This window comes from Nocardia sp. NPDC051321, assembly GCF_044455225.1.
GTDB lineage: Bacteria > Actinomycetota > Actinomycetes > Mycobacteriales > Mycobacteriaceae > Nocardia.
Genome location: NZ_JBITEM010000016.1, coordinates 86,723 through 107,144, shown reverse-complemented (window position 1 = coordinate 107,144; position 20,422 = coordinate 86,723). Strand labels below are relative to the sequence as shown.

Annotated in this window: 20 protein-coding genes; 13 read left to right on the top strand and 7 right to left on the bottom strand. The window is 67.7% G+C overall.

The window, feature by feature from the left end:
• Window positions 1-29: 29 nt before the first annotated feature.
• The 4 genes from ACIA8C_RS34080 (at window position 30) to ACIA8C_RS34065 (ending at window position 3,950) form a co-directional block, all read left to right on the top strand.
• Window positions 30-710, top strand: a complete 681-nt coding sequence (locus ACIA8C_RS34080) for an energy-coupling factor ABC transporter ATP-binding protein (RefSeq protein ID WP_397141903.1) — start codon at window positions 30-32, stop codon at window positions 708-710.
• The gene (locus ACIA8C_RS34075; RefSeq protein ID WP_397141901.1) at window positions 707-1,309 is read left to right on the top strand and encodes an energy-coupling factor transporter transmembrane component T family protein; all 603 of its coding nucleotides are present in this window, start codon (window positions 707-709) and stop codon (window positions 1,307-1,309) included. The genes ACIA8C_RS34080 and ACIA8C_RS34075 overlap by 4 nt, the downstream gene beginning before the upstream one ends.
• Entirely contained in the window at window positions 1,302-2,723 is a 1,422-nt protein-coding gene (locus ACIA8C_RS34070) for a class I adenylate-forming enzyme family protein (protein ID WP_397141899.1), read from the top strand. The genes ACIA8C_RS34075 and ACIA8C_RS34070 overlap by 8 nt, the downstream gene beginning before the upstream one ends.
• 99 nt (window positions 2,724-2,822) lie before the next feature.
• Window positions 2,823-3,950, top strand: a complete 1,128-nt coding sequence (locus ACIA8C_RS34065; protein ID WP_397141897.1) for a serine hydrolase domain-containing protein — start codon at window positions 2,823-2,825, stop codon at window positions 3,948-3,950.
• A 26-nt stretch (window positions 3,951-3,976) separates the two neighbouring features.
• Here the strand turns inward: ACIA8C_RS34065 and ACIA8C_RS34060 are convergent, their stop codons facing one another.
• Window positions 3,977-5,203, bottom strand: coding sequence for a lipase family protein (locus tag ACIA8C_RS34060; RefSeq protein ID WP_397141895.1), 1,227 nt, complete (start codon window positions 5,201-5,203; stop codon window positions 3,977-3,979).
• Between the two features lie 132 nt (window positions 5,204-5,335).
• Here ACIA8C_RS34060 and ACIA8C_RS34055 point away from each other — a divergent pair, with 132 nt between their 5' ends.
• The 4 genes from ACIA8C_RS34055 (at window position 5,336) to ACIA8C_RS34040 (ending at window position 9,931) form a co-directional block, all read left to right on the top strand.
• Window positions 5,336-5,665, top strand: a complete 330-nt coding sequence (locus ACIA8C_RS34055; RefSeq protein ID WP_397141893.1) for an ArsR/SmtB family transcription factor — start codon at window positions 5,336-5,338, stop codon at window positions 5,663-5,665.
• Window positions 5,665-6,348, top strand: a complete 684-nt coding sequence (locus ACIA8C_RS34050; protein WP_397141891.1) for a cation transporter — start codon at window positions 5,665-5,667, stop codon at window positions 6,346-6,348. The genes ACIA8C_RS34055 and ACIA8C_RS34050 overlap by 1 nt, the downstream gene beginning before the upstream one ends.
• Window positions 6,349-6,464: 116 nt before the next feature.
• Complete coding sequence (gene ilvD, locus ACIA8C_RS34045; RefSeq protein WP_397141889.1) at window positions 6,465-8,171, top strand: dihydroxy-acid dehydratase; 1,707 nt, start codon at window positions 6,465-6,467, stop codon at window positions 8,169-8,171.
• A 59-nt stretch (window positions 8,172-8,230) separates the two neighbouring features.
• On the top strand, window positions 8,231-9,931 hold the full coding sequence (locus ACIA8C_RS34040) for a DUF885 domain-containing protein (protein ID WP_397141887.1): 1,701 nt from the start codon (window positions 8,231-8,233) through the stop codon (window positions 9,929-9,931).
• 36 nt (window positions 9,932-9,967) lie between these two features.
• On the opposite strand, the gene ACIA8C_RS34035 is transcribed toward ACIA8C_RS34040, so the two are convergent.
• The 3 genes from ACIA8C_RS34035 to ACIA8C_RS34025 all read right to left on the bottom strand — a co-directional run bounded on the left by ACIA8C_RS34035 (window position 9,968) and on the right by ACIA8C_RS34025 (window position 13,107).
• Complete coding sequence (locus ACIA8C_RS34035; RefSeq protein ID WP_397141885.1) at window positions 9,968-11,407, bottom strand: wax ester/triacylglycerol synthase family O-acyltransferase; 1,440 nt, start codon at window positions 11,405-11,407, stop codon at window positions 9,968-9,970.
• A gap of 72 nt (window positions 11,408-11,479) precedes the next feature.
• Window positions 11,480-12,853, bottom strand: a complete 1,374-nt coding sequence (locus ACIA8C_RS34030) for a DUF5933 domain-containing protein (protein WP_397141883.1) — start codon at window positions 12,851-12,853, stop codon at window positions 11,480-11,482.
• Window positions 12,854-12,936: 83 nt separating this feature from the next.
• Window positions 12,937-13,107 (bottom strand): hypothetical protein, encoded by a 171-nt coding sequence (locus tag ACIA8C_RS34025; RefSeq protein ID WP_397141881.1) that lies wholly within the window; start codon window positions 13,105-13,107, stop codon window positions 12,937-12,939.
• Between the two features lie 292 nt (window positions 13,108-13,399).
• Between ACIA8C_RS34025 and ACIA8C_RS34020 the strand changes: the two genes are divergently transcribed.
• Window positions 13,400-13,912: a hypothetical protein gene (locus ACIA8C_RS34020; protein ID WP_397141879.1), complete on the top strand. Its 513-nt coding sequence runs from the start codon at window positions 13,400-13,402 to the stop codon at window positions 13,910-13,912.
• A 24-nt stretch (window positions 13,913-13,936) separates the two neighbouring features.
• Here the strand turns inward: ACIA8C_RS34020 and ACIA8C_RS34015 are convergent, their stop codons facing one another.
• Window positions 13,937-14,695 carry a DeoR/GlpR family DNA-binding transcription regulator gene (locus ACIA8C_RS34015; RefSeq protein ID WP_397141877.1) on the bottom strand — a complete coding sequence of 253 codons (759 nt, stop codon included), beginning with the start codon at window positions 14,693-14,695 and terminating at the stop codon, window positions 13,937-13,939.
• A gap of 74 nt (window positions 14,696-14,769) precedes the next feature.
• On the opposite strand from ACIA8C_RS34015, the gene ACIA8C_RS34010 reads away from it, so the two are divergent.
• Together ACIA8C_RS34010 and ACIA8C_RS34005 are read left to right on the top strand one after the other, a co-directional pair.
• The gene (locus tag ACIA8C_RS34010; protein ID WP_397141875.1) at window positions 14,770-15,972 is read left to right on the top strand and encodes an MFS transporter; all 1,203 of its coding nucleotides are present in this window, start codon (window positions 14,770-14,772) and stop codon (window positions 15,970-15,972) included.
• Between the two features lie 105 nt (window positions 15,973-16,077).
• Entirely contained in the window at window positions 16,078-16,962 is an 885-nt protein-coding gene (locus ACIA8C_RS34005) for an SDR family NAD(P)-dependent oxidoreductase (RefSeq protein ID WP_397141873.1), read from the top strand.
• Between the two features lie 7 nt (window positions 16,963-16,969).
• Here the strand turns inward: ACIA8C_RS34005 and murJ are convergent, their stop codons facing one another.
• Window positions 16,970-18,613, bottom strand: coding sequence for a murein biosynthesis integral membrane protein MurJ (gene murJ, locus ACIA8C_RS34000; protein WP_397141871.1), 1,644 nt, complete (start codon window positions 18,611-18,613; stop codon window positions 16,970-16,972).
• A 315-nt stretch (window positions 18,614-18,928) separates the two neighbouring features.
• On the opposite strand from murJ, the gene ACIA8C_RS33995 reads away from it, so the two are divergent.
• Window positions 18,929-19,132 (top strand): cold-shock protein, encoded by a 204-nt coding sequence (locus ACIA8C_RS33995; protein ID WP_107655522.1) that lies wholly within the window; start codon window positions 18,929-18,931, stop codon window positions 19,130-19,132.
• A gap of 68 nt (window positions 19,133-19,200) precedes the next feature.
• Here ACIA8C_RS33995 and ACIA8C_RS33990 read toward each other — a convergent pair whose 3' ends face one another.
• Entirely contained in the window at window positions 19,201-20,019 is an 819-nt protein-coding gene (locus tag ACIA8C_RS33990) for an SDR family oxidoreductase (protein WP_397141869.1), read from the bottom strand.
• 175 nt (window positions 20,020-20,194) lie between these two features.
• On the opposite strand from ACIA8C_RS33990, the gene ACIA8C_RS33985 reads away from it, so the two are divergent.
• A complete protein-coding gene (locus ACIA8C_RS33985; protein ID WP_397141867.1) occupies window positions 20,195-20,389 on the top strand; it encodes a hypothetical protein in 195 nt (64 codons plus the stop codon).
• The last annotated feature ends 33 nt before the right edge of the window (window positions 20,390-20,422 follow it).

The following is a 20,422-nucleotide window of genomic DNA, read 5'->3' as shown; positions in this document are numbered from 1 at the left end:
ACGGAGCCGAGCGCTAGCGAGGCGGAGTCGTGAGTGAGATCGTTTTTTCTTCGGTCAGTCATCGCTTCGGTGAGCGAAAGGTATTGCGCGGCATCGATCTTCGGATCACCGAGCGGCGCGTCGGCATCATCGGGGCCAACGGCTCCGGGAAGTCGACCCTAGCGCGCATGATCAACGGATTGCTGGCGCCGACCTCGGGCACCGTCACGGTGGACGGCATCGATGCGGCGCGCAAGGGTGGGCAGGTGCGGCGCAAGGTCGGGTTCGTGTTCACCGACCCCGACACCCAGATCGTGATGCCAACGGTCGCAGAGGATCTCGCCTTCTCGCTGCGCCGGACCGGGTTGACCAAGCAAGAGGTCGCGGCGCGGGTCGAGGAGATGCTCGTCCGGTTCCGGCTGCACGAGCACGGCGACCATCCCTCGCATCTGTTGTCCGGCGGGCAGAAACAATTGCTCGCCATCGGCGCGGTCCTCATCCGCAGGCCCGAGGTGATCGTCGCCGACGAGCCGACCACCCTGCTGGATCTGCGCAACGCCCGCGTCGTCGCCGACGCGCTGGACGCGATGGACCAGCAGGTGATCGTCGTGACGCATCAGCTGGCGCTGCTGGACAGTTTCGAGCGGGTCATCGTGATCGATGACGGCCTGGTGGCATTCGACGGAACCCCGGACGACGCCGTACCGGCCTACCGGGAACTGGTCGAATGATCGGGCTGTACCGCCCGGGCGACTCGCTGCTGCACCGGATGCCTGCCGGAGCGAAGCTGTTGCTGCTGATCGTGTCGATCGTCGCGGCAACGGTGTTCGTGCGCAACCCGATCGAGGTCGGGATTGTGGCGGCGGCGGTGGCTGGATTGTTCGCGTTTGCCCGCATTCCCGTCGAAGTCGCTGTGGCGCAACTGCGTCCGATGGTGTGGATGCTGCTGATCATCGCCGTGTTCCAGGTGCTGATCAGCACGCCCGCGCGGGCGGTTGTGGTGTGCGGCGTGCTGCTGATCTCGGTGGCGCTCGCGGCCTTGGTCACGTTGACCACCCGCGTGACCGACCTGCTCGACACGGTGACCCGCGCGCTCGGGCCGTTGCGCAGGTTCGGCGTCGACCCGGATCGCGTCGGTTTGCTACTGGCGCTTGCCATTCGGTGCGTTCCGCTGCTGGCAGGCATCGTGCACGATGTCGCGGAGGCGCGCCGGGCCCGCGGCCTGCAATGGTCGATGACGGCGCTGGCGACACCGGTGCTGGTGCGCGCGTTGCGGACGGCGGACGCGATGGGTGACGCGCTCGCCGCGAGAGGAGTCGATGATGAGTGAGTTGCTGGCCGAGCGCATCGCCCGGTGCGCCGCCGAGTATCCGGACGCGACCGCCGTCCTGTCCCCTCGCGAGCACGTCGGCTATCGCGACTTCTGGTCGCGCGTCACCCGCACCGCGGCCGGACTCGACGGCATGAATCGCGTTGCGGTGTTGCCGACTTCGGACATCGAATCATTGGTCGTCGTCGCGGCGGCCATGTATGCCGGTGTCAGCATCGTGCTGCTGCATCGGCACCTCATGCCGGAGCAACTGACCCGTGTCCTCGAACTCGCGAAACCAAGTGCCGTCGTCGCCTCGCCGCAGCAGCACCGGCGACTGCGGAAGATCGGATACGACGGCGCGATCCACACTGCCGCCGGGCTGGAATCGGAGGGTTCGCCCGCCCGGGCTCTCCCCGAGACCGAGCTGTTGGTCGGCATCACCTCCGGTACCGCCGGCGAACCAAAGCTGTTCGTACGCAACCAGCAATCCTGGGCCGCCACCCTCGACCGTTCCGATGCCACCTTCGATATCGGCGCCCGCGACCGCGTCTCGACCCCCGGCGTCCTCGACCACACCCATTTCCTGTACGGCGCACTGCATGCGCTGACCCGAGGCGCGACCGTGGACCTGCGCCCGGTCGTCGAGTCGCTCGAAGACGGTGCGACACAACTGTATTCGGTGCCGACCATCGCCTGGGACATAGTCCGGTCCGGCACCGGCCCGTTTCCCGCTGTCCGCGAGGTGCTCTCCTCGGCGGCCCGCTGGCCGCGCACGGGAAGGCAAGCGCTGCAAGCGATGCTGCCGAACGCCTCGCTAGTACATTTCTACGGCGCCTCCGAACTGAGCTTCGTCTCCTTCGACCGAGGACTCGGCGACACCGACGAGAACGCGGCAGGCGAACTGTTCGACGGAGTCGAGGTGGACATCCGAGACGGCCTGGTCTTCGTCCGCAGCAATATGCTCTTCGACGGCTACCTCACCGACCACGGCATCGCGGACGGTCCCGTCGACGGCTGGATGTCGGTGGGGGACAGGGGCCGAGCGCTCGGCAACCAACTTCAACTCTTCGGCCGCGCCAGCGAAATGCTCATCCGAGCCGGACTGAACGTAGAGCCCGCTGCCATCGAAGCCGCCCTCACCGCGATCCCCGGCATCGCCGAAGCCGCCTGCATCGCCATCCCCGACCCCCGCATGGGCCAAGCCCCCGCCGCCGCGATCGTGGTCGACGAAACCGCGCCCGCCACCGACGAAATCTGGCGCCACCTGCGCACAACCCTGCCGAGCCCGAGCATCCCGGTCCAGCTCCGCACCCTGCCCACCCTCCCGCGCACCCCCCGCGGAAAACTCGACCGCCAAGCCCTCGCCGCACTCCTCGCCGGTGATCGTGGCACCGGCCAGCGGGCGGATGCCGAGGACCAGCTCGAACGCTAGAACCTTTCGACGGTCCGTGGCCTCTGGTACTCCAGACCGATGTGCCTGTAGTACCGCAGTCCAATGTGACTGCGGGTCTGGGGTTTTTACCGTCGGATCATGCGTATTTCAGCTTTTGCTCTCTCGATCGGCACGGTGGCCGTGCTGTTGACCGGCTGTGCGACGGACTCGGTCGAGGCGGCCGCGCGGCCGTTGGACGGTGCCCGGGTGGACACGGTCAGTCGCGACCTCGACGCGTTGACCCGTTCCGGTGCTGTCGGCGCCCTTGCCACGCTCACCGACAACGGTGTCACGACGGTCCTGACCGCCGGGCTCGCCGATGTCGCCGCTCGTACCCCGATCACTACCGATCGTGGCGAACACGTCCGGATCGGCAGCATCACCAAGTCCTTCACCGCCGCGATCGTGCTGCAATTGGCGGCGGAGCAGCGGATCGATCTCGACCAGCCGATCGACAGGTATCTGCCGGGTCTGCTCGTCGGTGACGGCATCGATGGGCGCATTATCACCGTCCGCCAGATACTGGGACATCGAAGTGGCCTGCCTGAGGCGGTCGAGCCCACGGGGTTGAACGAGCACGAGGCGGCACGCGTCGGCCGCACCTACACCCCCGCGCAGGAGATCGCCTTAGCCCTACAGCATCCGGCGCAGTTCGCTCCCGGCACCGGCTTCGCGTACTCCAACACCAATTACCTCGTCGCAGGCGTGTTGATCGAGGCGGTGACCGGGCACCGGTACGCCGATGAACTGCGCGACCGAATCCTTACTCCGCTGAGCCTGTCGGACACCTACCTCCCCGCCACCGGCGAAACCGGTCTGCGCGATCCGCACCTGACCGGGTACGCCACGGTCGACGGCGTGGTGGCCGACCAGACGCTGATGGAACCGTCGCAGCCATGGACTTCGGGTGCGCTGGTCAGCACCGGTGCCGACCTGAACCGATTCTTCACCGCGCTGCTGGCCGGGCAGGTGGTGCCGCAGGCCCAGTTGCACCAGATGCTCGACGGTGTCGACATGGGCAGCGGTGACGGCATGTCCTACGGGCTCGGCATCGGATACACCCAACTACCTTGCGGCACAAAGTGGGTCGGTCACGTAGGCGGTGTCCAGGGCTTCTCCGCCATCTCCGGTGCCACCGCGTCCGGACAGGCCGTCACCTTCTCCTACACCGGCACAGTGGCCGACACGGACATCGGTGGCATGCTCACGCACGCACTGTGTGGGTGAGCATTTCACCGAACACATGCTGTTCGTCAGCAGGTGCTGGGGGCGGGCTTTCCAGCGAAGCGGTCGGCGAGGTAGGTCAGGGCGGTGGGCAGGCCCACCGCGGCCTCGCTGCCGTGCTCGCCGCTCGGATTCTCTGTGCGTTGCACCGGAGTTCCAGCGGCACAATACTTCTCGGCGAGTGCTCGCGCGGCGCCGACGGGGGCGAATTCGTCGGCGACCGCGTGGTAGAGCAGCACCGGGGCGCTGGGCGCGCCGTCGCGGAAGAGGGGGCTTGCCATGTCGACGAACCTGCTGAGCGCGGCGTTGTTCGTGATCGAGCCCGGCCACGCCTCGAGTTCCGCCGCACGGAGGAAGGGGTGCGCGAGTGCTGCGTCGTGCAGGCAATCCGTCTGGCCTGCGGCCAGCATCGCGCGGCCGGATTCGTTGAGGTACTGGAGCACGTTGGCCTCGGGATAGGACCGGTTCAAGCCGGCTAGGCCGACAACGACAGCGCCGCCTGCGATCCCGCCGCTGAAGCCCGACAATGTCGCCCCTAGGTCGGCAACCACACCGCCGAGTGCCGCCGCTGTCAAGGGCAGTTCCGGGGCGTAGGCACTGTGCATTTGGGCCGCGACAGCGGTGGCCTGCGCCCCGCCGGAGTAGCCCCACAGGCCGATCGGCGCGGCGGATTCGACAGCCGCAGGGGCGAACGCTCTGGCGGCGCGAATGCCGTCCAGTACACCGTGGGCGTAGCCGTCGGCGCCGGCGAAGTCGGAGTCGGGTCCTTGATAGTCCGGCACCACCAGGGCCCAACCTTGTTGGAGCGCAAGACGAATCACGCCGGTCTCGGAGAACGCGTTACTCGGACCGCCGCCGAGCCCGCCGCGCAACGCGTAGGAGGGCGCGCATTTGGCGCCGACACCGTCTTCGGCGACCTGATATGACACCAGGGGCCGCGGGCCGGTGCCGGTCCATTCTTGCTGCGGCACAAGAATTGTGGCGACGTAGGCGCTGGGCCGACCGTGATTGTCGATCGTCTTGTACTGCATCTGCCACGCGTCCGCGGGCAGGCGCTGCAGGAAGGACTGCGCCTCGATCGGCCGGGACGCGAGCACGGTGCCGTCGGGCAGGCCCGCGATACCGGGAGGTGCGGCGTAGAACGAGTCCTGGTCCGGCAGTGGCACCGCCGTTGCCCAGCAGGCACACGTCGTCACCAGCCCGAAGACCACGGCGATGACCGCGGCCCGCAACAGTACGATCCACGCTGTCCGCATCGCGCAAGCCCCTCCCCATGGAACATGTTCTAGTTCGGCAGCGTAGCGCACTGCGCGGTCGCCCCGATGCCTCTCGCGCAGTCGCTGTTGTACAGATTGACATGAATACAGCAAAATCTGTACCGTCCAAGTATGGCCACGTTGGTGCACAGTGACGCGCTGTCCCGCTTCGGATACGCGCTGTCGGACTCGACGCGATCGCAGATCCTGCTGGCGCTGCGGACAGCGCCGAGTTATCCGTCGGAGCTTGCCGATCGGATCGGTGTTTCGCGGCAGATCCTGTCCAACCACCTTGCCTGCCTGCGCGGCTGCGGACTGGTTGTCGCGGTTCCGGAGGGGCGACGGAGCCGGTACGAGCTGGCGGACGCGCGGATCGGTCGCGCGCTCGATGACCTGGTCGGCCTGGTGCTGGCGGTCGATCCGGCCTGCTGTCCTGACGCCGGCTCGCATGGGTGCTGCTGATGGCCTCGGACCTGGTGCTCGGCGCTCCGGCTTCGGCACGGCGGCAAGTACTTTCGCGGCGGATCCGGTTGTTCGTCGCGGCGACGATCGCCTACAACGTGATCGAAGCGGTGATCGCGTTGACCGAAGGCGCCCGGGTGTCCTCGACTGCGTTGATCGGCTTCGGACTCGACTCGGTGATCGAGGTGTCCTCCGCGGCGGCGGTGGCGTGGCAGTTCTCCGGCAAGGACCCCGAGGCGCGCGAACGGGTAACGCTGCGGATCATCGCGTTCTCGTTCTTCGCGCTGGCCCTCTATGTCACGGTCGACGCGATCAGCTCACTGCTCGGGGTCGCCGAGGCGCGGCAATCGCCGATCGGAATTGCTTTGGCCGCAGTAAGTTTGGCTGTTATGCCGGTGTTGTCGTTGGCGCAACGGCGGGCGGGGCGTGAACTCGGTTCGCTGACGGCGGTCGCCGATTCGAAGCAGACCCTGCTGTGCACGTACCTCTCAGCGGTCCTGCTGGTCGGGCTGTTGCTGAACAGCTTGTTCGGCTTGTCATGGGCCGATCCGATCGCGGCACTGGTCATCGCGATCATCGCGGTCAAGGAGGGCCGCAATGCGTGGCGTGGCGACACGTGCTGCGCCACACCGGCCGCGGCTGGCCGATCCGAAGTCGCTGGATCCGACTGCGAGTGCTGCTGAGGCGGACCTGCGCGCGGCACGGGGCAAGTGCCAAGAGATACGGCATCGACCGGTCGAACCTCCGACAAACGTGGGCACCGCGGCTTTCGGATCCGACAAGAGGATGATGGACAACCGTGCCCACTGATCCGAACGCCACCGATATCAAGCCCCGCAGCCGCGACGTCACCGACGGCCTGGAGAAAACGGCCGCCCGCGGGATGCTGCGCGCGGTCGGCATGGGCGACGACGACTGGGAGAAGCCGCAGATCGGGGTGGCTTCCTCGTGGAACGAGATCACCCCCTGCAACCTCTCCCTCGACCGGCTGGCCAGGGCCTCGAAGGACGGCGTGTTCGCCGGCGGCGGGTTCCCGATGCAGTTCGGCACCATCTCGGTGTCCGACGGCATCTCCATGGGCCACGAGGGCATGCACTTCTCGCTGGTGTCGCGCGAGGTGATCGCCGACAGCGTCGAGACGGTGATGCAGGCCGAGCGGCTTGACGGCTCGGTACTGCTCGCGGGCTGCGACAAGTCGCTGCCCGGGATGCTGATGGCGGCCGCCCGGCTGAACCTGGCAAGTGTCTTCCTCTACGCCGGTTCGATCCTGCCCGGCATCGCGAAGATGTCCGACGGCAGCGAACGCGAGGTGACGATCATCGACGCGTTCGAGGCGGTCGGCGCGTGCTCGCGCGGGCTGATGAGCCGCGCGGACGTGGACGCCATCGAACGGGCCATCTGTCCGGGCGAGGGCGCCTGCGGCGGCATGTACACCGCCAACACCATGGCCAGCGCCGCCGAGGCGATGGGCATGTCGCTGCCAGGCAGCGCGGCACCGCCCGCGACCGACCGCCGCCGCGACGGTTACGCCAGGCACAGCGGCGAAGCGGTGGTGGAACTGCTCCGCCGCGGCATCACCACCTCGGACATCCTGACCAAGGAAGCCTTCGAGAACGCGATCGCCGTGGTGATGGCGTTCGGTGGCTCCACCAACGCCGTGCTGCACCTGCTCGCCATCGCGCACGAGGCGAACGTCGACCTGAAGCTGGCCGATTTCGCGCGCATCGGTCGCACGGTGCCGCACCTCGCCGACGTGAAACCCTTTGGGCAGCATGTGATGACGGACGTCGACCGGGTCGGTGGCGTGCCAGTGATGATGAAGGCATTGCTCGATGCCGGTCTGCTGCACGGGGATTGCCTGACCGTGACGGGCCGGACGGTGGCGCAGAACCTGGCCGAGATCGCGCCGCCGGACCCGGACGGCAAGGTGGTCCGGGCGATGACCTCGCCGATCCATCCGACCGGCGGCATCACCATTCTGGAGGGCACCCTCGCCCCCGGCGGCGCGGTGGTCAAGTCGGCGGGCTTCGACTCCGACGTATTCATTGGCACGGCACGGGTTTTCGATCGCGAGCGGGCGGCGATGGACGCGCTGGAGGACGGCACCATCGCGGCGGGCGACGTGGTGGTCATCCGCTACGAAGGACCCAAGGGCGGACCGGGGATGCGCGAGATGCTCGCGATCACCGCGGCCATCAAGGGCGCCGGACTCGGCAAGGACGTCTTGCTGCTCACCGACGGACGGTTCTCCGGCGGCACCACCGGGCTGTGCGTTGGGCACGTCGCGCCGGAGGCGGTCGACGGCGGCCCGATCGCGTTCGTGCGCGACGGCGACCAGATCCGGCTCGATGTCGGCAAGGGCACTCTCGACCTGCTGATCGATGCGGGGGAGCTCGCCAGCCGTGCCGAGGGCTGGGCGCCGCTGCCGCCCCGCTACACCCGCGGCGTGCTCGCGAAGTATTCGAAGCTGGTTGGGTCGGCGTCCTACGGTGCCGTCTGCGGCTGAGCCCCTACGGCACGGCGGCCCCCTTGCCACCGGCGGTGACTTCCAGCAGAGTCGACGAAATGGATGAGACCACAACCGATTCGACTCCTGTGCGCACGGCGCGCGGCATCGCGGACGCGTATGTCGACGCCTTGGTCGAGCTCGACCCGCTGATCGCGGTCGAACTCGGACGCAACCTCGATGACGACCGACTTCCCGACCTGTCTCCGGCCGGTCTGGAAGCAACGGCCGCACTTGCTCGCGCCACCCTCGCCGAGCTCGATGCCGCCGAGCCCACCGGCGGCTATCCGGACGCGCCCGAGCGGCGCTGTGCCAGACTGCTGCGCGAGCGACTCACGGCCGAACTGGCCGTGCACGACGCGGGCGAGCCTTTCCGCGCGCTCCGCAACCTGAACTCTCCGCTGCATTTCGTCCGCGACGTGTTCACCCTGCTGCCGACCGATACCGAGGCACAGTGGCAGGCGATCGGCCGCCGACTGAACAGGGTGCCCGTCGCGCTCGCCCAGTACCGGTCCACGCTGGCCGAGGGCGTCGATCGCGGTCTGCTGGCCGGACCTCGGCAAGTCAGCGCCGTAGTGCAGCAATTGGACGAGTGGATCGCGGGCGACAATCCCGGAGGCTGGTTCGGCGTTTTCGTCACCCCGGCCCCGGAATCGGTTCGCGCCGAACTGGATTCGGCTGCCATCAGCGCCACGGCGGCCTTGGCGGAATTGCGGGAATGGCTACGAGATATATACGGCCCGAAGACAATCGATACTCCCGACACGGTCGGCCGAGAGCGCTACCTACGATGGGTCCGCTATTGGAGCGGTGCCGACCTCGACCTCGACGAGGCCTACAGCTGGGCGTGGGAGCAGCTCCGTGAGGTCGACACGCAGATGCGCGCCGAAGCCGAAAAGGTGCTGCCGGGTTCGACACCGATCCAGGCCATGGAGTGGTTGGAGCGGCAGGGTCCGGCGCTCGACAGCCCGGCGGATGCTCGCCGCTATCTACAGGACCTGATGGACCGAGCCATCAACGATCTGCAAGGCACCCATTTCGATCTCGCCGAGCCGCTGCGGCAGGTCGAATCGATGATCGCGCCGCCGGGTAGTGCGGCCGCGCCCTACTACACCGCGCCGTCATTGGACTTCGCCCGACCGGGCCGCACCTGGCTGCCGGTGCTCGACCCGGCCCGAATTCCGGTGTGGAGTCTGATTTCCACTTGGTATCACGAGGGCGTCCCCGGCCACCACCTCCAACTCGCCCAGTGGACCTACCTGGCCGACCAGCTGTCCGCCTATCAGGTCAGCATCGGCGCGGTGAGCGCCAACCTGGAGGGCTGGGCGCTGTACGCCGAACGCCTCATGGACGAACTCGGCTATCTCACCGATCCCGGCCACCGGCTCGGCTACCTCAACGCGCAAATGCTGCGGGTGCTCCGGGTGATCCTCGATATCGGCCTGCACGTCGGCCTCGACTATCCGTCCGACTCGCCGTACCGGCCCGGCGAGCGGCTGGAACCGGACAACGCCAGGGAGTTCTTCGCCCGGTATTGCGGACTGCCACCCGAACACCTCGACAGCGAGCTCGTTCGCTATCTCGGCTGGCCCGGGCAGGCGATCGGCTACAAGCTCGGCGAGCGCGCGTGGCTGCGTGGCCGGGCCGCCGCGGCCGCCGCGCACGGCGAAGCCTTCGACCTGAAGGCATGGCACATGGCCGCGCTGTCGCAGGGCTCGCTCGGCCTGGATGACCTCGTCGCCGAGCTGTCCGCGCTCTGAAAGCCCGCCTGCCCCTGGATAATTCGGCAGGCGGGCCTACCGGTCATCGGCCTGCTCGGCGGCGCGGAGCAACTCCGCCAGTTCGGTGACGAGATAGCCTGCGATGACGTCGATATCGGGGACCAGCTCGCGACAGCCGAGCAGCCCGAAGTGCAGCCGCCCGCCGGAACTGCTGACGGTGATGTTCAAGCCCTGGCCGTCCATGACGACCGAAAGTGGGTAGCTGGCAACCATTTTCGCGCCGCCGAGGTACACATCGATGTTCGGGCCCGGCACGTTGGAGATCACCAGGTTGAACGGCGGGATCCGGTGTGGCAGGCCCATCGCGAAGGCGACGCGGGCCGCGCGGGCCACCAGTGCGGGCGGCGCGAAGTCGGTGACGTTCTCGACGAGGCCCGGCGGGATCGCCGCCTGCTGTGCCTTCGCGATCTTCGTGGCTCGGTGCACGGCGATGAGCCGCTCGACGGGATCGTCGAGATGGGTCGGCAGGGAGGCCAGCATCGCCGACACCTTGTTGCCCAGCTTCGACCTGCTGGCCTCGTCGCGCACCGAGACCGGGATCATCGAGACGAGCGGTACCGCGGGCAACGCGTCATGGTCGATCAGCCACTGCCGCAACGCCCCCGCGGACATGGCCATCACGACATCGTTGACCGACATGCCGAAGACGTTCTTGACCGTCTTCGCCTCGCCGAGATCGACGCTGCGGAAGGCGAATCGCCGGTGCGGGGTGATCTCGCGGTTGAACGGCGTCTTCGGCGCGAGCCCGACCGCGCTGGCGATCACCGCGCCGTCGTCGTGGTCGCGGCCGAGTATCGCACCCACATACGGCGTCAGATAGCTGCCGACGAGTGGCAGCGAACGGCCGAGATCGCCGGCGATCCGCGCGGCCTGTAAAGGCCTGCCTGCCAACGACACCGCCGCGCGGGTGAGCATTGTTCGCCTGCTCGGCTTCGGCTCCGGCGGGAAAGCCGAGGGCAGCGTTGATAATCGACCCTCCGGCGTCAGGTCGAGCAGGATCGTCATCAGTTCCGCGCCGGAGACGCCGTCGATCGCCGCGTGATGCATCTTGGTGTACACCGCGAGTCGTCCGTCGGCGATCCCGGAGATGAGGTACGCCTCCCACAGCGGCCTGCGCCGATCGAGCGGCCGCGCGTGCAACCTGCTGACCTGTTCGGTCAGCTGCGCGTCCGAACCCGGTGCGGGCAGCGAGATCTCGCGGACGTGATACTCGATGTCGAAATTCTCGTCATCGATCCAATAGGGCTGATCCAGGCCGAGCGGTACATAGGTCAGCCGCTGGTGCAGCAGCGGGATCAACGGTGCCCGTTCGCTGAGCAGACGGGTCAGCGCGGCGAGGTCGAGGACGGTCGGTGAGTCGCTCGGGTCGAGCACGCACAATCCGCCGACATGCCCGGTGGAGTTGTGGGTTTCGAGCGACAAGAACGCGGCGTCGAGCCCGGAGAGTTGCTTCATCGTTGATCCTCTGTTGCTCCTGAGGATCTGAGCATCGCACCTTCGGTTCGCCCAGTCTCCGAAACGAACTCGTCAGCGAGCAATCCGATCGTCGAGGGGGATGCGTTCGGCTGTCTGCGCCGCGGATTTCCGCGGGCGGGTCGGCGCGAACCAGGTCAGGTAGAACAGGATGGCCAGGGCGGCAAGCAGACCGAGTAGGCCGACGCCGGACACGAAGGGATGGTCGGCCATCGTCGGAGCGAGGTAGCGAACGGACAGCAGCGTGGTCGCGAAAGTGACGACGCCCAAGGCGACTACGCGGATGCGGGAGTGGTCCCAGCCTCGGTCCGGGTCGCGCAGCGCGGATTCGACGGTCAGGCACAGGGCGGCACCGGCGACCAGGTCGACGCCGTAATGCGCGCCGAGGCCAAGCGTCGCGATGAGCGTGCAGACCAACCAGAACGCGCCGCCCGCGCGCAGCCACATCGGTCCGCGCCGGGAGTGGATGAACAGCGACAGCGCCCAGGCGGTGTGCAGCGACGGCATGCAGTTGCGCGGGGTGATGCCGTCGAACGCCATCGGTTCGACGGAGAACGGCAGCGGCGGAACGATATTCGGCCAGACGTCGGCGAGCTCCATGCCGTGTCCCTGCGGTCCGAAGGCGAGGATCGGGCCGACCACCGGGAAGACCACATAGAAGAGCGGGCCGATCAGGCCGAGGGTGAGGAAGGTGCGCACCAGATGGTGGCGGGGCCACCGGCCGGTGGTCACGCCGCGCAGCTGCCAGACGGCGACGACGATGGCCGCGACCGGGAGCTCGAAATACACCCAGCGCACCACGCCGAGCGGCACCGGTCCCGCCACGTCGAGCAGGTGACCGATGAACCAGGAGGGGTTGCCGAGCGCGTGGTCGGCGACTTCCGCGTACGGATCGAGGACGGTCGGGCGGGCCCACGCGGTGACGTCCAGCCAGATCTCGCCGACCTTGGTCGCCAGGATCAGCAGTGCGCCGAAAGTGATGGCGCGCAGCGCGGTTCGGCGTCGCTCGCCGGACCAACGCCAGGCGGCGAAGACCGCGAGCGCGGTGAGCACGATGGTCGGACCGTTGCCGACGGTGAACAGCCTGCCCTCGACCGCCCGGATCACCACGAAGATCAGGTCGATGGCGATCGCCGCGGCCAGTGCGGCCACCCGGACGCGCGTGGTGACGCCGACCAGCGCGAGCAGAAAGCCCGCCCACGAGGTGGTCGCCGACTTCGGCCTGCCGACGTAGTCGCGGAACAGACTCGTCAGCGGACCGAGCGCGTGGATGTGCGCGGCCATGAGTTCGCCGGCCACCAGCACGAGCACCGCGGCGCCGATACCGAACCAGACGGCCAACGGTCGAACGCGACGATCCCGCGGCCGCGCGGCACCCGGGTGCTCGGCGGGTGGGGGCGAGCTTCCCGGCGCGTCCTGAATAAGCATTCGGACATCGTAAACACGATGTGAACATGACCATGCGACGCGGTGAACACGCACCGGTGGCGCGAAGGTGCGAGCCTAGCGGCTCATAGCACGAGGACCAGCGCCGAGATGATGCCGAGGCTCGCCGTCGCGGTGGCCGCGACTGAGTTGATGAGCACAACTCCGGCGGTGGCGAGCGCGCTTCGCGACGACCCGAACGATGCGGTGTCCTGCTCCGAACGCGACTCCTGGGCGCGATGTGTTCTCGCAGTCATGGGCCCGAGCTACCCGGCGATAGCGCGCTCAAACGGGGACAACCGCGGGGCGCGCCTGGCCCCAGTCGCCGTCCTTGCGCAATGTGTATGCGGTGCGGACCATTTCGCCGTAGGTATGCCAGCCGACGACCGGGCCGGAGACCGAGGCGTCGGCGTGCGGACCACCCGGTGGCGTTCAGCGCGTGCTCGCCCCAACTGGGGACGACTGGGGATGGTCGTTCCCTGTGGTCCCCGCCGTCCGCGCATGGCTATCCTGACCTGGTTCAAGGCTTGATGATCAAGGTGGGTAGATATGCGGAGTAGGGACATTGAGCTGGCGGCTCGATGGTGGCAGTGGGCCTCGGCGATTCCCACCGCCAGGAATCCGGTCAGCGACGAGACCGGAAAGTTCGCGGCCGAAGGCCAGGCCGCGGATGTCTGGTTCCTCGCGGGCACGTTCGGTGGCAAGGTCAGCAGAAAATGCTCCGTGCCGCACGGCCGTCCGGTCTTCTTCCCCGCGTTCAATCTCCTCCAGCGAGCGTCGCTGTTCGGCAGGCGCGTTCCGGTGGTGCCCACCGCGAGCGGGCACGCGGAGCTCAACGGCGTGTCCTTGCCGCTGCGCGAAGTCGCCAACCGCAGCCCGTTCCTGATCGATGCGCATCCCGACGGACCATTCGGCCCGCCGGGCCGCTACCGGGCGAATGCCTGGGGCCTGTGGTGCGGCCTTGACGATCTCAGCCGCGGCGACTACATCCTCACCCTCGGCGGCGAGTACGAGCCGGGCGGGTTCTGGACCGAGGTCACCTACGACCTCGAAGTTGTCTGAGGTAGTCGCGGAGTAGAAGCCTATTCACGCGCGTCGCACGGTGACGCCCGCGGCTGCCAGCGCGGCGGTGTCGTCGGGCGCGGCCGACTCGTCGGTGACGACGACGTGTAAGGCGGCGACCGGGGCGACGAAGGCGAGGGCGGTGCGGGAAAGTTTGGCGGCTTCGGTGACGGCGATGACCCGGCGGGACGAGGCGATCGCGGCGCGTTTTATGGCGGCGTCGTCGAGGTCGTAGGCGGTGAGTCCGTCGGTGGCGGTGAGGCCGCAGCAGCCTAGGATCGCGGTGTCGAAACGCAAAGCCGCCAGCGAGGCCAAGGTGAGCGGGCCGGTCAATGCCAGCTCACCTTGGCGCGGGTTGCCGCCGGGCACCAACAGGGTGAGTAGCGGTGCGCCGGTGAGCGCGTTGACCGCGTGCAGTGACAGGGGGAACACGGTCAGGCGGCGGTGTTCGAGCGCGCGGGCGACCTCGAGGCAGGTGGTGCCGCTGTCGAGGATGATCGACTCGCCATCGGCGATCAGTCCGGCGACCTCGGCGGCGAGGCGTCGCTTGATCTCCAGTCCCTCTGTGGCGCGCATGCCGAAAGGTGGTTCGTCGCCGCGCAACAGCAGGGTGCGCGCGCCGCCGCGATAACGCTCCAGCACGCCCTGGCCGGCCAGGGTCTCGAGATCGCGGCGGATGGTCATCTCCGAGGCGCCGGTGCGTTCGGCCAGTTCCGCCACCCCGATCTGGCCTGCCGCACGCACGGCATCGATGATCAATTTCAGCCGGTCTACGCTCGCCACGCCCGCAATGGAACGCCTTTTGTGTTCAAAAGTCAATGTTTCGAACACCAAATATGTCCGATATGTTCGGAGTCATGCAGAGTTCGCTACGGGCCGCGCGACTGGCCACGTTCGTGTTTTTCGCGTTGAACGGCTTTCTGATCGGGATCTGGGTCGTCCACATCCCGGCCGTCGAGCGTCGCGTCGGGGTCGGTCATCCGACGCTCGGCTGGTTGTTGCTGCTGCTCGGCGCGGGGGCCTTCGTCGGCATGCGGCTGGTGGGTCCGCTCGCCGATCGGTTCGGCGCGCGGATTGTCGTTCCGGTCAGCGCGGCGTTGTGCGCGGCTGCCGTCGTACTGCCCGGTTTATCCGTGAATATCTGGACGCTCGGGGTGTCGCTGCTCGCGCTCGGCTTCGGCAACGGTTGTCTGGATGTCGCGATGAACGCGCATGCGGTGCAGGTCGAACACGGGTACCAACGGTCGGTGATGTCCGCGTTCCACGCCACCTATTCCCTCGGTGGTGTGCTCGCGGCACTCGTCGGCGCGCGCACGCTGAGCTGGGGTTGGCGTCCGGCGGCCGCACTCGGCATGGCGGCGCTGCTCGGCCTGGTCGGCGCGGCGCTGGCCGCGCCCGCGTTGCTGCGGCCCGAAAAGCCGCACCCCGCAGCGGTTTCCGAGCCGGGCGTCCGGCGAGCGGCGCCGCGACGTATCTGGTTGCTTGCCGGTCTCGCGCTGCTGCTGATGCTGTGCGAAGGCGTGGCCAACGACTGGAGCGCGCTGCACCTGCGTGATGTGCTCGCGGCCCCCGCCGCTACCGCGGCCTTGGCCTACGGCGTTTTCGCCACCGCCATGACCGCCGGCAGGTTGCTCGCCGACCGCGTCGCCACCCGGTTCGGACCGGTCGCCATCCTCCGCTATGGGGCTGGACTGGCGGCTCTCGGCCTGATGATCGCGGCACTGTCGCCGTGGATCCCGCTGGCTCTGGTCGGCTGGACCGTGTTCGGCGCCGGGCTGTCCGGCTGCGTCCCGCAGCTGTTCAGTGCCGCGGGCCATGCGGACCGAAATGCCGCGGGCGCCAACGTCGCCCGCGTTGCCGGGCTCGGCTACCTCGGCGTGCTCGCCGGGCCCGCCATCATCGGACCGCTGACTCACCTGGCACCACTGAACATCGTCCTGTTGCTGCCCGTGTCGTTCTGTGTCATCGCCGCGGGCGCGGCCAACGTCCTACGCCCGCAGCCTTCTTCGCCTGCCTCGCAATCCGGCACTGCGGACAGTCGTGGTGCGCTACGGTCGTGACCATCGCTGTTATCTGTAACTTGTGGTGACTCCTGCCCGCTTGGCCACAACGACCGTGCCGACCATCCGCGTCGTCGCCACCGGATCACGAAGGGCTGATTTTCCATGGGCAGCAACGACATCGACGTCACCGGCAAGCGGATCGTCATCACCGGCGCCACCAACGGCATCGGCAAGGAGATCGCGCGGGCACTGGCGCGCCGTGGCGCGAACCTGACACTGGTGGCCCGCAACGAAACCAAGGCGGCGGCGACCGCCGACGAACTCCAGCGCGAACCGGGCGCGCGGGGCCGCCCCGACATCGTCAGCGGCGATCTGTCCGACCTGGCCTCGGTCCGCCGCGCGGGCGAGCAGATCCGCACCCGCTACGCAGGCATCGACGTGCTCATCAACAACGCGGGCATCCACGCGCTGTTCGCGCGCACCACCGTGGACGGCTTCGAATCCATGACGGCGACAAACCATCTCGGGCCGTTCTTGCTGACCAACCTGCTGCTTGATCAACTCATCGCCGCGGCACCGTCCCGGATCGTCGTCACCGCCTCCGAGGCCCACCGCAACGGCGGCCGCCCCGACCTCGACCACCTCGGCGAGCCACGCGGCTTCGGGCCGGTCGGCTCCTTCCGCGCCTACGGGCAGTCCAAGCTGATGAACATCCTGTTCACCCAGGAACTCGCCCGGCGACTCGACGGCAGCGGCGTCACCGTGAACTGCTTCTGCCCTGGCGCCAACGCCACCGGCCTCATCGGCGCGGACCGGCTCATCGCGGTCCCGATGAAGGCGCTGGCGCGCACCCGAATCATCCGGCGACCCGAGGTGGGCGCGAAGACCGGCATCGATCTGAGCATAGACCCGGAACTGGAATCCACGACAGGCCAGTTCATTACCTCTACCCCCGGCTTGCGCCTGCTGCCGCCGGTCGCCATTCGCCGCGACGCCGACTACCAACGCAGCCTGTGGCTCCGAAGCGCCGAACTCGTCGGCCTATAGCCCTTCGTCAAGCAGCCAGCAATGCGCGAGCGTTGCGCACCTCCGGTATCCCGATTGCCTTGGCTGCCAGGAGGAATGCCGCGACGCCGATCAGTGCCCCGGCGGCGAGGGTGACGAGGTGCTCGACGCGTGGATCGGGCACCATGTGGCGCGTGACGGCCATGATCGCCAGGCACGCCCAGCCCGCGGTCGCGGTGGCCCAGATGACGCGCGTGAATGTCACCGCGACGCTGGAAAATCCGAGCAGGCCGTGCCGGCGGCGCAGCAGCACGTGTCCCATGATCGCGCCGACCACGTAGGACAGCGAGCTGGAGACGCTGAGCATCACCACGACGACACGGTCGGGAAAGACGTTGACGGAGAGGACGACCACGGCGACCTTCGTGGCCACCATGGCCACGTTGATGAGGGTCGGCGTGCGAGTGTTATTGTTCGCGTAGAAGACTCGCATCTGCAGCATCACCAGCGCGAACGGTGCCAAGCCGAACGCGGACGACGCGATGGCCGTGCCGATCAATCCGGCCGCGTGCGCGTCGACGCGGCCGGTGAAAACAACCGCGGCCAGCACCGGGCCGAGCAGACCCATGGCCATGGTCATCGGGACGAGCGCGACCGTGAGATAGCGCGCGCCGCGCCCGAGATCGGCGATCACGGCGGCCTGATCGCCCGCGGCGGCCGAGCGGGAGATGCGCGGCATCAGCACCGTCAGCAGCGAGGCGGCGAGGATGCCGTACGGAACTTGGAACAGTAGGTCGGCCAAGTTGTAGACGGATACCCCGTTGTGGGAGAACGCCACTCGCATCGTCACGACGACACCGACCTGACTGATCGCGGCGTAGGTGAGAATCCACCCGAGCACGGGCATGCCTGCGCGCACCGGCCGCCAGGTGTACGGGAAGGGGCGAACCCGCCATTTCCACTGGAACCCATTGCGGCGCAACGCGAAAACTACCCACACCGCCTGCCCGACGATCCCAAGGGTGGTGCCGATTCCGATCGTGAGCACCTGCGCCGACGTCATCGAGGTGGGCGTCAACGTGACCGGCCCCGGGAGCAGCACGAAGATCCCGCACGTCAGCAACACGATCACGTTGTTGACCACCGGCGCCCAGGCGGCCGCGGCGAAACTGTCGCGAACGTTCAGCACGGCCGTCAGCAAGACGGTCACACCATAGAAGAAGACCTCTGGCAGCAGTAGATACGCGAACAAGGTGGTGAGCTGCCGCTGGTCGGAATCGCCTACCAGGAAACGCACGATCAGCGGTGCACAGAGCACGGCGACTACGGTGACCGCGCCAAGGCCGAGCAAGGACGCCACCATCACCCGCTGGGTGAATTCGCGAGAGTGCTTGCGCCCGTGCCGCCTTGCCCTCGTCAGCAGCGGCACCACGGCACTGGCGAACACGCTGCCGAGCAACAACTCGTAGACCATGTTCGGCAGACTGTTCGACCCGGTGTAGGCATCGCCGACCGCCGCGGTGCCGAGCAAGGCCGCCAGCAGAATCGTGCGGGTGAACCCGGTCAACCGGCTCACCACACCGGCCAGCGCGACGTGCCCACCGGCTCGCGCGAGCGCGGAACCCCGTTCGCGCGGCCGTACCCCCTTCAGCCGTGGTGCTTCCCGTGCCTGCCAGTTCGTCCCGAGTGGCAAGGGCTGCGTGGGTAAATTGCCGTAGTCGGTCATCGTCCTCGCTCGCGTCAGCGGGAGCCAGCTCGGCCGCTCGGCCCCCTCGGACAGTCTCGATTCATGATGCCAGCGTGCCGTAAAACGTTGGTGTGCACCATGATCGGGCGCGATCCGAGTCGAGTGCCAGCAGCGCTCAGCGCACCGGGCGAGTGTCGGTTAGCTCACATACCGGGATATTTCGTAGTGATTGCCACCGATCCATGACATGGTAGTCCAGTGAGATCAAGCTTATCGACGTGATTCGTTTGGCTCATCTACAGAAAAGAAGAAGTAAAAGTAATGGCTCAAGGCAGTGTGAAGTGGTTCAACAGCGAAAAGGGCTTCGGCTTTATCGCACAAGATGGTGGCGGCGCTGACGTGTTCGTTCACTACTCCGCCGTGTCCGGCTCGGGATTCAAGTCCCTTGAAGAAGGACAGCGCGTGGAGTTCGAGGTCGGACAGGGACAGAAGGGGCCGCAGGCCCAGGACGTCCGCGCTATCTGATAGACATAGCGTGAAAGAGCCCCGCACCCTTTGGGTGCGGGGCTTTTGCGTTGCCGGCTGCGGAACCGTCAATTCCCCTGTGCGGCAGCGGAGATCGGCTGCCACTTGCGCCACAGCTCCAGCCGGGACTCGTAGTCCCTGGTGGCTATCGTCAGCGGGATCTCGCCGAGGAAGATGCGCAACGGCGGCTCGTCCGCGTCGACCACGGCCAGAATCGCGTCGCCGGTAGCGGCCGGATCGCCGCTGCGCATCTCCTTGCGCTGCTGGTTGCGTGCTTCTCTGGCCGGGTCGTACGCCGGGTTCGGGGTGGCGTGCTTCGATGATGGGCCCGCCCAGTCGGTGCCGTACCCGCCGGGCTCGACCAGCGTCACGTGCACACCGAACGTCGCGACTTCCTGCGCGAGCGACTGCGTGAACCCCTCCAGCGCCCACTTCGACGCGTGATAGGCGCCCAGATTCGGGAACGCGGAGATGCCGCCGATGCTGGAGACCTGGACGATGTGACCGCTGCCCTGCTCGCGCAGGATCGGCAGCGCCGCCTGGGTGACCCACAACGCGCCGAAAACATTGGTCTCGAATTGCGCGCGCAATTCGTCCTCGGTGAGTTCCTCGATCATGCCGAACTGCCCGTAGCCCGCGTTGTTGATGACCACGTCGAGCCGCCCGAACCGCTCGGCCGCCTGCTGTACCGCGGCGAAATCGGCCGCCCGATCGGTGACGTCCAGCCGGATCGGCTGAAAAGTGCTGGGGTACTTGGCAACCAGATCGTCGAGCGTGCTCAGGTCGCGTGCCGTGCCTGCGACACTGTCGCCGCGCTCCAGGGCGGCGAGCGCCCATTCGCGCCCGAATCCTCGGGAAACGCCGGTGATGAACCAAATTTTGCTCATGCGACCACGGTAGTCACCTGGAGTGCGCTCCAAGCAAGCATTGTGGCGTGCGATTGTCCCGCTGTGTGAGCCAGTCCACACGATTATCGTCCGCGCCGCGCGACGCGCCGGTATCGTCCGTGACCTGAGGCTATGCCCCCTGCTCAGACCCGCTTTCCCCGCCGAGGAGGTCGCAATGCGGCGACGAGTCTCACTCCATCCGCTGTGGCGCCACGTGCTGCGCGGCCTGATCCTGTGCGGCGCGTGCGTCGGCGGATCGGCCCGCTGCTACGTCGAATGGGAGCGCGAAAACCCGGTCGACCGGCCGCCCGCGGACTGCTGGGACTGGTCCGTGCCACACCAGTGGTACGACTCGGCGCATCGTCACTGACGAACGCCGACCTGCGCCGGGACCGCTGGGATG

Excerpts from the sequence above, each read along its gene's own strand:
- ACIA8C_RS34010 (WP_397141875.1), top strand. The coding sequence starts at position 14,770 with ATGCAGAGTTCGCTACGGGCCGCGCGACTGGCCACGTTCGTGTTTTTC.
- ACIA8C_RS33995 (WP_107655522.1), top strand. The coding sequence starts at position 18,929 with ATGGCTCAAGGCAGTGTGAAGTGGTTCAACAGCGAAAAGGGCTTCGGC.
- ACIA8C_RS34030 (WP_397141883.1), bottom strand. The coding sequence starts at position 12,853 with ATGCTTATTCAGGACGCGCCGGGAAGCTCGCCCCCACCCGCCGAGCAC.
- ACIA8C_RS34040 (WP_397141887.1), top strand. The coding sequence starts at position 8,231 with ATGGATGAGACCACAACCGATTCGACTCCTGTGCGCACGGCGCGCGGC.
- ACIA8C_RS34020 (WP_397141879.1), top strand. The coding sequence starts at position 13,400 with ATGCGGAGTAGGGACATTGAGCTGGCGGCTCGATGGTGGCAGTGGGCC.
- ACIA8C_RS34055 (WP_397141893.1), top strand. The coding sequence starts at position 5,336 with ATGGCCACGTTGGTGCACAGTGACGCGCTGTCCCGCTTCGGATACGCG.
- ACIA8C_RS33990 (WP_397141869.1), bottom strand. The coding sequence starts at position 20,019 with ATGAGCAAAATTTGGTTCATCACCGGCGTTTCCCGAGGATTCGGGCGC.
- ACIA8C_RS34025 (WP_397141881.1), bottom strand. The coding sequence starts at position 13,107 with ATGACTGCGAGAACACATCGCGCCCAGGAGTCGCGTTCGGAGCAGGAC.
- ACIA8C_RS34060 (WP_397141895.1), bottom strand. The coding sequence starts at position 5,203 with ATGCGGACAGCGTGGATCGTACTGTTGCGGGCCGCGGTCATCGCCGTG.
- ACIA8C_RS34075 (WP_397141901.1), top strand. The coding sequence starts at position 707 with ATGATCGGGCTGTACCGCCCGGGCGACTCGCTGCTGCACCGGATGCCT.
- ACIA8C_RS33985 (WP_397141867.1), top strand. The coding sequence starts at position 20,195 with ATGCGGCGACGAGTCTCACTCCATCCGCTGTGGCGCCACGTGCTGCGC.
- ACIA8C_RS34065 (WP_397141897.1), top strand. The coding sequence starts at position 2,823 with ATGCGTATTTCAGCTTTTGCTCTCTCGATCGGCACGGTGGCCGTGCTG.
- ACIA8C_RS34050 (WP_397141891.1), top strand. The coding sequence starts at position 5,665 with ATGGCCTCGGACCTGGTGCTCGGCGCTCCGGCTTCGGCACGGCGGCAA.
- ACIA8C_RS34035 (WP_397141885.1), bottom strand. The coding sequence starts at position 11,407 with ATGAAGCAACTCTCCGGGCTCGACGCCGCGTTCTTGTCGCTCGAAACC.
- ACIA8C_RS34005 (WP_397141873.1), top strand. The coding sequence starts at position 16,078 with ATGGGCAGCAACGACATCGACGTCACCGGCAAGCGGATCGTCATCACC.
- ACIA8C_RS34070 (WP_397141899.1), top strand. The coding sequence starts at position 1,302 with ATGAGTGAGTTGCTGGCCGAGCGCATCGCCCGGTGCGCCGCCGAGTAT.